Annotated in this window: 8 protein-coding genes and 1 pseudogene; 4 read left to right on the forward strand and 5 right to left on the reverse strand. The window is 39.2% G+C overall.

Annotated features, from left to right (window positions below; translation table 11 throughout):
• Positions 1 to 22 precede the first annotated feature (22 nt).
• The 4 genes from ubiI (at position 23) to gcvP (ending at position 6303) form a co-directional block, all read left to right on the forward strand.
• Positions 23 to 1255: an FAD-dependent 2-octaprenylphenol hydroxylase gene (gene ubiI / locus EAE89_RS01355; protein WP_054475262.1), complete on the forward strand. Its 1233-nt coding sequence runs from the start codon at positions 23 to 25 to the stop codon at positions 1253 to 1255.
• A gap of 358 nt (positions 1256 to 1613) precedes the next feature.
• Positions 1614 to 2717 (forward strand): glycine cleavage system aminomethyltransferase GcvT, encoded by a 1104-nt coding sequence (gene gcvT / locus EAE89_RS01360; protein WP_054475260.1) that lies wholly within the window; start codon positions 1614 to 1616, stop codon positions 2715 to 2717.
• Between the two features lie 229 nt (positions 2718 to 2946).
• On the forward strand, positions 2947 to 3339 hold the full coding sequence (gene gcvH / locus EAE89_RS01365) for a glycine cleavage system protein GcvH (protein WP_054475259.1): 393 nt from the start codon (positions 2947 to 2949) through the stop codon (positions 3337 to 3339).
• A gap of 87 nt (positions 3340 to 3426) precedes the next feature.
• Positions 3427 to 6303, forward strand: coding sequence for an aminomethyl-transferring glycine dehydrogenase (gene gcvP, locus EAE89_RS01370; protein WP_214085251.1), 2877 nt, complete (start codon positions 3427 to 3429; stop codon positions 6301 to 6303).
• Positions 6304 to 6725: 422 nt separating this feature from the next.
• Here gcvP and EAE89_RS01375 read toward each other — a convergent pair whose 3' ends face one another.
• From EAE89_RS01375 to EAE89_RS24520, 5 genes and pseudogenes are all read right to left on the reverse strand, one after another.
• Entirely contained in the window at positions 6726 to 9074 is a 2349-nt protein-coding gene (locus EAE89_RS01375) for a restriction endonuclease (RefSeq protein WP_214085252.1), read from the reverse strand.
• Between the two features lies 1 nt (position 9075).
• Positions 9076 to 10593, reverse strand: coding sequence for a DNA methyltransferase (locus tag EAE89_RS01380; protein WP_054475251.1), 1518 nt, complete (start codon positions 10591 to 10593; stop codon positions 9076 to 9078).
• Positions 10590 to 11855: a DNA adenine methylase gene (locus tag EAE89_RS01385; RefSeq protein WP_054475250.1), complete on the reverse strand. Its 1266-nt coding sequence runs from the start codon at positions 11853 to 11855 to the stop codon at positions 10590 to 10592. Before EAE89_RS01385 ends, EAE89_RS01380 begins: the two co-directional genes overlap by 4 nt.
• 488 nt (positions 11856 to 12343) lie before the next feature.
• Positions 12344 to 12514 carry a hypothetical protein gene (locus EAE89_RS24515; RefSeq protein ID WP_479687596.1) on the reverse strand — a complete coding sequence of 57 codons (171 nt, stop codon included), beginning with the start codon at positions 12512 to 12514 and terminating at the stop codon, positions 12344 to 12346.
• 119 nt (positions 12515 to 12633) lie between these two features.
• Positions 12634 to 12884: pseudogene (locus EAE89_RS24520) on the reverse strand (transposase family protein); the annotation flags it as partial.
• Between the last annotated feature and the right edge of the window lie 496 nt (positions 12885 to 13380).

Genomic DNA, 13380 nt, shown 5'->3' on the forward strand with positions numbered 1-13380 from the left:
CAAAATAAGAGGACGTTATATTATGCAATCATTTGATGTGGTTATCGTTGGTGGCGGTATGGTTGGTTTGGCGCTTGCCTGTGGCTTACAAGGCAGTGGCTTGCGAGTGGCCGTGGTAGAAAATTATCCGCCCTCACAGCCTGTTACAGCGGGAAAAGAGTATGCTTTGCGGGTTTCTGCGATTAATGCTGCCAGTGAGTGCCTGTTACGGCACCTTGGTGTGTGGCAACCGATTCTGGCTATGCGCACCAGCCCTTATCAGGGAATGGAGGTTTGGGAGCGAGATAGCTTTGGCCGTATTCGTTTCAGTGCGGCTGACTATGGTGTGGAATACCTTGGTCATATCATTGAAAACTGGGTCATCCGTGAAACATTATGGAAAAAAACAGAAAGCCTGTCTGATGTGACTATCTTATCTCCTGCGGCTTTGAAGCAGGTTGCCTGGGGTGAGAATGAAGCTTTTATGACTTTATCCGATGGGCGCATGTTAACTGCCCGTTTAGTTGTTGGTGCTGATGGCGCTCATTCATGGTTGCGGCAGCACGCTGATATCCCCCTGACGTTCTGGGATTATGAGCATCATGCGCTGGTGGCGACTATCCGTACTGAAGAACCTCATGGCCGTGTTGCCCGTCAGATTTTTTATGGTGATGGTATTCTGGCGTTCTTGCCTCTTGCTGATCCGCATTTGTGTTCTATTGTTTGGTCACTGCCGGGTGAATCAGCAGATCAGTTCAAACAGCTTGATAATACGCTTTTTAATCAACAATTGGCGGTGGATTTTGATATGCGCCTTGGTCAGTGTGAGCTGATCAGTGAACGCCAGACAATTCCATTGACTGGTCGTTATGCTCGTAACTTTGCCGCTCACCGTTTGGTTTTAGTGGGTGATGCCGCTCATACCATTCATCCACTGGCAGGTCAGGGGGTGAATTTAGGCTTTATGGACGTCGCGGAACTGATAGGTGAATTGCGTCGCCTGCATTGCCAGGGAAAAGATATTGGTCAGCATTTCTATTTACGTCGATATGAACGCCGTCGTAAACATAGTGCGGCTGTGATGCTAGCCGGAATGCAGGGTTTTCGTCAGTTATTCGACGGCAATAATCCAGTGAAAAAACTTTTGCGGGATATCGGGTTATCTTTGGCAGATAATTTACCCGGAATTAAACCTCAATTGCTTCGTCAAGCAATGGGATTGAATGACTTACCAGATTGGCTCTCTTCTCAGTCCTCTTCGGCTGAAAAAATCTAATTTAGCCTCTGCATACCGATTAGTTTTTCTCATGTCTTGCTGGAATATGGATAAGTGGTTTTATTCATATTTCAGTGAGCTATTAATGAAATATGAGTGTTTTCTAAATTTAATTGTTAATTTTGAGTATTATGGCTCATTTTAATAGTTAAAAATTCTGCATACTCACCGCGTGTTTTTTGGTTGTTGCTGAGTTGGACCCTATTTTTACTTATGGTTCATTTTGGTTTTCAGTGATAACTTTCATTTTAAGATATCGTTTGCGTCGTGTTTTTTAGCCGCTTTTTGTTCATGATTTACAGTATCTGTCGGTTAATACGCGGCATGTTTTCATGTAGGAAATGAAAAGAGGGAAATAATGGCAAAACAAACTCCATTGTATGACCAGCATCTGGCCTGTGGTGCGCGCATAGTCGATTTTCATGGCTGGATGATGCCTTTGCACTATGGTTCACAAGTGGATGAACATCATACTGTCCGCACTGATGCGGGTATGTTTGATGTTTCCCATATGACGATTGTGGATTTGCATGGTACTGGCTGCCGTGATTTCCTGCGTTATTTACTGGCAAATGACATTGCTAAACTTACAGAAAAGGGTAAAGCCTTATACACCGGGATGCTTAATGCTTCCGGTGGTGTTATTGATGACTTGATTGTTTATTATTTTAGCCATGATTTTTATCGGATGGTGGTTAATTCTGCAACTCGTGAGAAAGATTTGGCCTGGATTAGTGAACATGCAGCTCATTACCCTGTCGATATTCAAGTTCGAGATGATCTGGCATTGATCGCTATTCAGGGGCCTGAAGCTCCGGCAAAAGTACAATCTCTGCTGAATGATGAACAAAAACAGGCTATTGCTGGTATGAAGCCATTCTTTGGTGTTCAGGCTGATAATCTGTTTATTGCAACGACGGGTTATACCGGTGAAGCGGGTTATGAAGTCGCAATGCCGAAAGAGCAAGCAACAGATTTCTGGCAAAAATTACTTAATGCTGGCGTTAAACCCGCAGGATTAGGGGCCCGTGATACTTTGCGGCTTGAAGCAGGTATGAATCTCTATGGTCAGGATATGGATGAAACTATTTCTCCATTAGCAGCCAATATGGGCTGGACAATCGCTTGGAAGCCAGAAGATCGCCAGTTTATAGGCCGTGAAGCGTTAGAAAAACAGCGTGAAGATGGCACTGAACAGTTGGTTGGTTTAGTAATGAGAGAAAAAGGTGTGTTGCGTGGTGGTTTAACCCTTAGCTTCACTGATGAGGCGGGCGCCTTACATTCTGGTGTTATTACCAGTGGTACGTTCTCCCCAACATTAGGATTCAGTATTGCCTTTGCTCGCGTGCCGCAAGGGATTGGTGAACAGGCGATTGTACAAATCCGTAATCGTGAAATGCCGGTTCAGGTAGTCAAACCTATTTTTGTACGGGCGGGTAAGCCCCTCGTATATACCCAATAGATTTCAAGATGCTTCGTGACGGCAAGGGAGCGAATCCCCGGGAGCATAGCTAACTCTGTGACCGGGGTGAGTGAAGCCAACAAAGAGGCAACTTGAAAGATAACAGGTATAGTCATTTTTATCTAATAACGTGATGAGTAAATAGCAACCTATCTCAGTAAGCATGATTGGTGCAAGAAACCAAAATGACTAAATGAGCGAGGTTCTAAGATTGAAGGAGACGATGGTAATGAGTAATGTACCCGCAGAATTAAAATATGCTAAATCACATGAGTGGATTCGCGCAGAAGGCAATGGTGAATATACTGTAGGTATTACCGAGCATGCGCAGGAGCTGTTAGGCGACATGGTTTTTGTTGATTTGCCAGAAGTTGGTGATGAAATCAACTTTGGTGATGAGTGTGCCGTTGTTGAATCAGTAAAAGCGGCTTCTGATATTTATGCGCCACTGAGTGGTGAAGTTATTGCTGTTAATGAAACGCTGAGTGATGCACCTGAATTAGTTAACAGCGGGCCTTATGATGAAGGCTGGTTGTTCCGTATTAAAGCTTCTGATGAGAGTGAACTTTCGAATTTGCTGGATGCCGAAAAATATCAGGCACTTCTGGCCGAAGAAGAATAAGATGCCCACTGTCGCCCCGTTTCACATCGTGATCGGGGCGTTTTTATTTGTATGCCATTTCTGGCCAGTTTCAGGAATTAGTACCAAATGACTCAGACATTAAGCCAACTTGAAAACCGGGGCGAGTTTATCCGCCGTCATATTGGCTCTTCTGCCGAACAGCAAAAAGAAATGCTGGCGATAGTAGGGGCAAATTCTCTTAGTGAGTTAACCCAGAAAATTGTTCCCCGTGATATTGCGTTACCAGAGCCACCTGATGTAGGCGGTGGTGCAACTGAACAACAAGCATTGGCTGAACTGAAAGCCATTGCCAGCCAAAATAAGCGTTACCAATCCTATATTGGTATGGGATATGTGCCTTCTGTGCTCCCTCCGGTTATTTTACGCAATTTATTAGAAAATCCTGGCTGGTATACCGCTTATACACCTTATCAACCGGAAGTTTCTCAAGGACGCCTTGAATCATTGCTGAACTTCCAGCAAGTGACTATCGACCTGACGGGGTTAGATCTTGCTTCTGCTTCTCTTTTGGATGAAGCAACCGCTGCGGCTGAAGCGATGGCAATGGCAAAACGTGCTAGCAAACTGAAAAATGCTGATCGTTTCTTTGTTGCTGATGATGTACATCCTCAAACGTTGGATGTTGTCCGTACCCGAGCTGAAACGTTTGGTTTTGATGTGGTTGTAGATAAAGCAGAAAAAGTCCTGGAGTTGGATGGCATATTTGGTGTGTTGCTGCAACAGGTTGGTACCAAAGGTGAAATCCATGATTACACTGACCTGATCGCACAATTGAAACAACGTAAAATCATTATTAGCGTTGCCGCTGATTTAATGGCGTTGGTGCTTCTGGCTGCTCCGGGCAAACAGGGGGCAGATGTGGTGTTTGGTTCTGCTCAGCGCTTTGGTGTACCTATGGGTTATGGCGGCCCCCATGCGGCATTTTTTGCTTGTCGTGATGAGTTCAAGCGTTCTATGCCGGGACGTATTATTGGCGTTTCCCGTGATGCGGCAGGTAATACTGCTCTGCGCATGGCAATGCAGACCCGTGAGCAGCATATCCGTCGTGAGAAAGCGAATTCCAATATCTGTACTTCTCAAGTTCTACTGGCAAATATTGCGGGTATGTATGCGGTATATCATGGTTCAAAAGGACTGAAACGCATTGCAGGCCGCATTCATCGTCTGACTGACATTCTAGCCTCTGGGTTACAGAAAGCGGGATTGACTCTGCGTTACAAAACTTGGTTTGATACGCTGACCGTTGAGGTTGCCGATAAAGCCGCAGTGCTGGCACGAGCAGACAAGGCAGAAATCAACTTGCGTACCGATATTCACGGTGCAGTGGGTGTTACATTGAATGAAACTACCAACCGTGATGACTTGGTTAAATTATTCTCTGTGCTGACGGGTACAGAGGAGCGGCTGGATGTTGAGGCATTGGATGAGAATGTAATAGCGGAAAGCCACTCTATCCCTACATCTATGCTGCGCAACGATGAAATTCTCCAGCATCCGAATTTCAACCGCTATCACAGCGAAACGGATATGATGCGTTATATGCACCGCCTTGAGCGCAGAGATCTGGCACTGAACCAGGCAATGATTCCGTTGGGTTCTTGTACCATGAAACTCAATGCTGCGGCAGAAATGTTACCTATCTCCTGGCCTGAATTTAATGAACTGCATCCATTCTGTCCGCCAGAACAGGCGCAGGGTTATCAGCAGATGATAAGCCAGTTATCTCACTGGTTGGTGCAATTAACAGGTTATGATGCCGTTTGTATGCAGCCCAATTCCGGTGCGCAAGGTGAATATGCCGGTCTGCTTGCTATTCGCCGTTACCACGAAAGCCGAGGAGAAGGATATCGTCATATCTGTTTGATTCCTAGTTCTGCTCATGGTACCAATCCGGCTTCTGCCCATATGGCAGGCATGACAGTTATTGTGGTTGGTTGTGATAAAGAGGGCAACATTGATCTGACAGACCTGCGTGAAAAAGCGGAGAAATCAGGTGATGAACTTTCTTGTATCATGGTGACTTATCCATCAACCCATGGCGTATATGAAGAAACTATCCGTCAGGTATGTGAAATCATCCATCAGTATGGTGGTCAGGTTTACCTTGATGGTGCGAATATGAACGCACAGGTAGGTATCACCGCTCCAGGCTTTATTGGCGCTGATGTTTCGCACCTTAACCTTCATAAAACATTCTGTATTCCACATGGTGGTGGTGGTCCAGGCATGGGGCCGATTGGCGTAAAAGCCCATTTAGCACCGTTTTTACCAGGGCACTCTGTAGTTCAAATGGATGGCATCACTGAACAACGCGCCGTCTCGGCGGCGCCATTTGGTAGTGCTTCCATTCTGCCTATTAGCTGGATGTATATTCGTATGATGGGTTCACAAGGGCTGAAACAGGCAAGTCAGACGGCGATTTTGAATGCTAACTATATTGCTGCTCGCCTGAAGAATGATTATGACGTGCTGTATACGGGCCATAACGGTTATGTGGCGCATGAATGTATTCTGGACATTCGGCCACTGAAAGAGAAGTTTGGTATCAGCGAGATGGATATTGCCAAGCGTTTGATTGATTATGGTTTCCATGCACCAACCATGTCATTCCCAGTTGCTGGCACGTTAATGGTGGAACCCACGGAATCAGAAAGCAAAGTAGAAATTGATCGCTTTGTGGATGCTATGCTGGCAATCCGTGCTGAAATTAGCAAAGTAGCGAAAGGTGAATGGTCATTGGAAGATAACCCGTTGGTCAATGCGCCCCACGTACAAACTGAGCTGGCTTCTGACTGGAACCATAGTTACAGCCGTGAAATAGCAGTATTCCCGACCGCAGAAACCAAAGCCAATAAATATTGGCCTGCCGTTAAACGCCTTGATGATGTTTACGGTGACCGTAATCTGCACTGCTCCTGTGCACCTGTCAGCGATTATCAATAACCGCAGTATAATAATCAACACCGGTATAATTACCGGTGTTGTTATTTTTGTCATATTTAGGCTTTTGGTGCTATTTAATGGCGTGCTCTACCGCTTCCCGCCTGAATGTCGGAGAAAAATGGCACCGTGTTATTTGATGTGGTTGTACCTTCTTTGACTGCTGTTAGATTAACGGGCTTTTGAGATGTCTGGGATTCTTATACCACTACACTCATCGCCAAAATACGTAGTCACATAGTATGATGGACTGATAGGGAAAATTTGTACAAAGGTTATTAAAGATTTTATAAAAATGTTTTTTGATTGTTGACACAAAACAGTTTTAAACCCACAAATTCATCTATGAGTTTAAAACTAATATATCATAATTAACTCATTTCTTTCTCATTATAATAATGAATATTCAACATAATCCTTAGAGTCTAATTATTATTAAAAAGATTATGTTTATAAACGAGGGATTCTAATTTAGTTCTCTCAATTAATTCAACATTAGTCAATCTAGCCTCATCATATCCATCAGGTGTATAATCAGTCGTTGTAATACAAATCATTTTTGATGCGCCTCTAGTAACCCCAAAACTATGAAGACGTTGTATAGGTGTCGAACCAATTTTACTTTTCGTATATCTTTTGCACTGGACTATGACCAAATTACCTTCTTCATCATGACAACGAATGTCAACACCACGATCTCCTGATCGTCCGGATACTGCAACATTTTTATAACCTTCTAACTCAAGCAGTTTTGCAACAAGATTTTCAAACTCAATTGGATTGAGTTCAAGTAAATTAGCAATATTCTCTGGGATTTTAGGTACAGGGCGTTTTGTAAAATACTTGCCACCATCTATTGGCTCTGCATAAAGTTCCAATAGGCTTGCAATGTTATCCTCTCCATCACCTAAAATATCTTCAATGATTGCACGAGTACCATTTTCAACAAACTCAGCAATCTTCAATAAGAATTGATCAAAAGTAAACTTATCACTTTTATTTAATAATTCCTCAATAACATATGGGACATACAATGAAACACGTTCAATATATGGCACATTAAATATTTCGTCAGAATATGGTGTAGTTGCTTTTGGTAAATATGTGCCATCATTCCTCTTTTCACAGACTCTAGAGAAAATGCGCTCAATAACATAGCGGTTTTTTGGTAAATGTAACTCTACCAACTCTTCTTTTCTTAAAGACTCAAATATTTCATTCCACCATTCATGTTTAGTAAATGAACGAACTAAACGATCCTGCAATATAACTGCTGCTCTAAATCCTAACTCATCTAAATCTAGATCATTAACATAATATCGCTTTTCATCGGGAGATAGCCGTAAAAAAGTCAAAATTAAGTCGCTACTGAAAGCATAATGTGCACTTTGTTGTATTCTCATTGATGGGTCATTATTTGACAAATCAATTGTCAATAAAGGCTCAAAACCGTTTTTCCTAGCTAACAATTTCAATCTATTGAAATTGCTAATCCATTTAGTTGCAGGAACAGGTCGAAAATAGAGCACCAAAAAGGATTCTGCCTTTAAGATACGATAGCTTTGTCTGAATAAATCGTCTATATCATTCCACCATCTATCATAATTCTTTTTATCTGGGCGTTCAGGAGAATCACTAACTATAACTTCATTTGCTAATCTCTCTTCATCATTCTTTAGATTAAAACCAATCCAAGGATGGTATAATTGTGCTCTTTCAAAATAAGCACTTCCATCATGCCAAGGAGGATCTGTAATAACGATATTAACGGATTCTTCTGCTTGCTCTTTCATAAATACTCTAAAATCTTTACAACTTAGATTAATAGTTCCAGAGAAAGATTCATTATATTTATAAAGTGTATCCCTTCTTTTTTTATACTGTTTTACAAAAAGATTAAAAGGATTATTTTCCCTTAACATAATTTTTGGACAATGCAAATCTTGACTTTTACTACGATAATCCTTGTATTTTAAAGATGGGATTATCGATAAAAACACATTTTCCAAGAATACTTTACTTTTCATTGGAATATTACTTGAAACAAGAGCATTCCACATTTTAAAGGAAACAATCCTGCTACGTTTAGGGAATAATGATCCATATAAAACAAATTCTTTACTTAAATTAATCCTTGAGTTTTCAATGAGTTTAATATTAAAAAAATCATTATTCTCCTCCTCTAACTTATCCAATACTAATTTATCAAAATCGTTAAAAAATTTAGTTTCGTTCCCACAATTCTTACAACGATAAGCTCCTCTAAATGTTACATTCTGGCCATTAGGGCCAAGACGTTCATGATGTGTAATATTTAAATATCTTTTTGGTTCACGATCATAGAAATAAGAGTCAGAAACTATTGAATGTCCACAAGTACAAATAGTTCGATAATAGTAATCAGTAATAGACTGGAGCAATGGAATGACTTGTTTAAACGCTACTTCAAGTTCGTAACGTTCGGGTAAATCATATGGTGCAGACATCATTCTATATGTATAAGGCTCATACTCGTTCACAAGTGTATGACGACCTAATAGAACAGATGCATACCCAAAACTTCCAGATCCAACAAAGGGGTCACATACAACAGCATCAACATCTGTGAGTATATTGATAACAGTTTTTGCATGATTAATTGCTTTACGTCCCTGAAATGGAAATATTTGATCTGTATGAGGCGGCTTATGAGGTATATCAGAAAGAGCTAACACGACTTGATCAACTAATTCCCTAACTTTTTTTTGTTTTTCTTCGCTTAATAGCCAATACATATTAGATAATCCTTGAAATGTCTTTAATATTCCAACAGTCAAGATCCACAATATTGCTTTGTAGATACATTTTCATGAAATTTGAAAATTTATTAAAATAAGAAACATCCTTCGGTAAGGTGTCCAATATATCTTGCATCGTTAATAATGGCAATTCTATACCATCATTCAGTTTCTTTTTACATACAATAATAAGATCGCCATCAAGTGTTCTACCTGGACTCGTAACGGTTTTCATCGAGCGTCTTTGTTTGCAAATTGGAACAACTTCCTCAACTACACATGATGCTGCTTTTATTGCTGACTTAATTGTATTCCAATGATTAAGATTCTTATCAACATAAAAGAAAATAAAGTAACCACCATTCTTCAAGCTCTCTAATGTAGATATCAATGTTTCTCTCATTCTGTCTTCATATTGCTCAGAATCAGAGCCTCTTCCAACAGCATTAGTTTTTACAATTTCATGCTTCCACAATGAGCGTGTTGTCTTACCAGATACAATACTCCAAAAAAGTTCAGAATACTCCAAATATGGCGCATGATCTGCATAAGGTGGATCTGTAAGAATGAGATCTACAGGCTGCGTAATCATTGAATTAACAACACTTGCTGGCAACTGAAAAATAGATGCATCCTCGGGTTTATGTATTTCTTGACTAACCCATTCAAACATATCTAAGAATGCACGTTTTCTTCTATGTAAAGCAACAATAGGATTACGAGAAGTCAATGTTTGTTTTGGCCGCCAATAAGGCCACTGAGAACTAGCCTTTTTATCACTTAAGCGCAACATTGGTAGCAATGAAGATAAAAAAATCGTTAATAATTCTTTAGTGTCTGATGAAATAGAAGGTTGTTGAATATATCTCAAAGCATAATTGATAAAATCAATATTGCGGCGAGTAAAAAAATGCGATGCATTAACACCAGAATGAACGGCAATTCTTGTATTTTCAGTAAATTCTATATTTGAGAAATCTAATGGTTCTGATACTGAAGATGCAGAGGGGGAATAATAATAATGTGCACTACGACACTCTCTAGACTTACCTTTCAGGGACCTATTATTTATAGGCTTAATCTTATGAGAGAACAATTTTAGCTCAAACTCACCATTCGAGTACTGCCCTTTGACTTCATAAGTTTCACGTTCAACACATTCATTGTTCCCGATATTATAAAGTGCTATTGCATACTCCGCTAACACATTATACGCAGATAGAAATTCTTCTTTGCGTTCCGTTATATTCTTTGCAGAACCTAGAATAGCGTTAACAAGTAAACAAGCCAATGGGTTAAGATCAGAACCTATTATACGACGTCTTCGTTTTAATGCTCCAAATACAGAAGTACCAGAGCCCATGAAAGGATCAAGAATTAAATCCCCCTCATTGCTGAACTGTTCAATAAGTAGCTCAATAACATTTATTGGCTTCCGAGCCCAATATGGATGAATTAGTCCTGCCGGATAGTCATGTTGAGGTTGAATATCCTCTAAAATATCTGCGAGTTTCATTTGATATCAAACTTCAATAAATATTCAGTTACAGATTTATGCCTAGATTGCCCTTGCCCTGTATGTACAAGATTAAATTCATCAATAATTAATGGTATTTTGTATGTTTCAGATAATTCTTTAAAAAAGGATAAATCGACTATAGAAGAACAGGCATAGCTAATCACCAATTTTGCTCGTTTAGATATTGATTGCTTCAAAAGAACCTCAAATGCACTTTTTGCGGTTGAACGCTTTCCAAATGGAGAAACCAAGCGCCCCTCACGATATCGTCCAACAGTTGTTTTTCCTAAAACTTTATTAAAAGTTAATTCCGGATAATCATAAATAATATACGTATCAAGAACATGATAATAACGAGAATAATGCTCTTTAAAATATGGGGGATCTGCATATATAATCATATCTTTATATTGAGGTAATATTTTAAGAGCTTGCCTAAAATCCAAATTATATACATCAGCATCTTGAATGAAAGGCTTAGAAGAAATTGAATTTAAGCGCTTTATTGTTTCATTAATTAAACTTTTTTTTCTCTTTTTTAATAAATTATATGCTGATTTTTCTGATGATGGTTTTAAATATTGAGCTAAGTGAGTTGTGCTTGATACACAATCTGTCATCACTGAAATAATACAAGCATCAAGTTGATCTCTAATATTTTCGGATAACTCAAAACTTAATTCTTTTAAAAAATCCAGTTCAGCACACTGCCTAACACCAAAATAAGTATTGCGGTAATATGCTAGAAATAATGTCCATGGTTTTTCTTTGCTCAAACGATCAGCTTCAGCTCTAGTACCATCGATAAGTACCGTATTATTGCAAAAATACTCATACTCTTTCCAGTTAAGATTTTCTTCAAACGCCTTGTTAAAAAAATCATCTTCAACTAGGAAATCTTGTAAATATTCCTCTCTATTCTTAGAAAATAATTCACTATTAGTAATTTCTTCTAAACGAAAAATTAAAGGCTGCATATTATCTGATGTTTTTTTTAGAATAGAACGTAGAATGCAAGCTGAATATGGTTGAATGTCATTCGCAATTACTCGATAACCAAGATGAGAAGCTTGATAAGCAACAACCCCTGAACCCGAAAATAGGTCAACAAATGTATTGACTTCAGGGAAACTTTGTTTAATAGAATCAAAGATATTATCAACTATTCTCGATTTTCCACCAAGATATTGCATAGTTAACGGCATGTTAGCCTTACTAAAAACTGGTTTATATTGGTTACTATTATCTTGTTGTGTCATCTAATTGCCATATTGTACTTATATGATGATGAATCTGAGTGTTAGACGATATGCAACGTCACTTTAAAGCTGTTGGATTAAGGAGCATCATCTATAGATAAAAATTAAAAAAAATAATACATAAAAAAGATCCATATTATACACTTTTCATTGATATGCTACATCAAAAATTAAGAAAAACTAGCATAAAACTCTCAGCAATGAACATAGCTATAAGTAAGATCAGATTTCCATCAGCTATATCTTTAGCAATATTGGTTTTTCAGGTCGTGTCGTAGTCCGATGCTTTACTTAACCAAAATCTAAAGTTTGAACCAACGGTTGCATCTAGGGCATTATTATCGACAACAGTTCTTGTATGAAATCTACTGGCAGCTAAACCAGTGGTTATTAGTTATTTGAGAAATCTATAGCGCCGTTTTTCTAAAACCCATGTACCGGTTCCACATATAGGCCCAGCAAGTACTCAGAGCGAGATTCCATTTTGCTCATAATTCAACCAAAAATAAGTTCACTGCGAAATTCTCCTGACCACGCTGCTCTCTGGCGTTTTGATGCCTAATTGCTTTTGCTGCTGCTTCAGTATCCAACGGTAATGGATTCACATACTCGCGTGAATCACAATAGGTTTCTCCTTTTACTCTTCTTTCGAAGGCCATTTCTATCAAACTGTGTATCGATGGCCAGCGGCATTGAAATGTCTCAGGGAGCTCGGAGCTGATTTGCATCACAGTGCGTTGTTCTATACGACTGTATCCCTGATCTTTTTCGGTAATCCAATGAGTTCATCATTATCAATGGCCTTGATAATATTCGTAATACAGTGTCGGCGGGGAATGCCGTGAGTAAAAGCGGCATGCTGTTTAAGCCATTTTAATTGTCACTCACCAAATTTCTGAATGGATTTTCAGCCGAAGCACCACTCAGAACAGCTGCAAAGACCAGAAAAATCGCATCCATTAATTCATGTTTTTTATTGATGTCATCGCACGGGTCAGGGATATCATTGATATAATTAAAAATGGTCATCGTCAAAATCACTTTTTATGAAATAGGATGATTAGAGCATTTTAATGATGCAGAGGTTCATAAAAAGTAAGATTCCACACTGGTCAGTAAATAACCCAGGGCGGGATCTCACATTTTCTATATGGTTATTGTGGATAAAAACAACCCTCTACTAGCTCAATAAATGTTCATGCCAGATATCAAAACCTATCAATAAAATCGTATTGAATGTGAGAAATTATCAATATCTGCGAAATGTATAATTTTTACGCAAAGTAGAATCCCGCCCTGGTAAATAACCTGATAATGTAAAGATATCCTTTTATGTTTTTTCAGATAATCAACCTTTTCTCAGGATTTAAGTTTTGCTTAATTAACCCGTTTTACCAATTTTTTTATTGCATTATTTTGATGATTTATTTTGTAAAATGATGGCGAAAAAGTAAATAAGGTTTCATCATTCCGCTATACGTCGTTTTCTTTAACCAATTGTTATAAATAGAGTTATATGTTATGT

This window comes from Photorhabdus heterorhabditis, from assembly GCF_018448905.1.
GTDB classification, from domain to species: Bacteria; Pseudomonadota; Gammaproteobacteria; order Enterobacterales; family Enterobacteriaceae; genus Photorhabdus; species Photorhabdus heterorhabditis.

Bases quoted from the DNA above. Each gene is read 5' to 3' on its own strand.
- gcvT (WP_054475260.1), top strand. From the start codon at position 1,614: ATGGCAAAACAAACTCCATTGTATGACCAGCATCTGGCCTGTGGTGCG.
- EAE89_RS24515 (WP_479687596.1), bottom strand. From the start codon at position 12,514: ATGGCCTTCGAAAGAAGAGTAAAAGGAGAAACCTATTGTGATTCACGC.
- EAE89_RS01380 (WP_054475251.1), bottom strand. From the start codon at position 10,593: ATGAAACTCGCAGATATTTTAGAGGATATTCAACCTCAACATGACTAT.
- EAE89_RS01375 (WP_214085252.1), bottom strand. From the start codon at position 9,074: ATGTATTGGCTATTAAGCGAAGAAAAACAAAAAAAAGTTAGGGAATTA.
- ubiI (WP_054475262.1), top strand. From the start codon at position 23: ATGCAATCATTTGATGTGGTTATCGTTGGTGGCGGTATGGTTGGTTTG.
- gcvP (WP_214085251.1), top strand. From the start codon at position 3,427: ATGACTCAGACATTAAGCCAACTTGAAAACCGGGGCGAGTTTATCCGC.
- gcvH (WP_054475259.1), top strand. From the start codon at position 2,947: ATGAGTAATGTACCCGCAGAATTAAAATATGCTAAATCACATGAGTGG.
- EAE89_RS01385 (WP_054475250.1), bottom strand. From the start codon at position 11,855: ATGACACAACAAGATAATAGTAACCAATATAAACCAGTTTTTAGTAAG.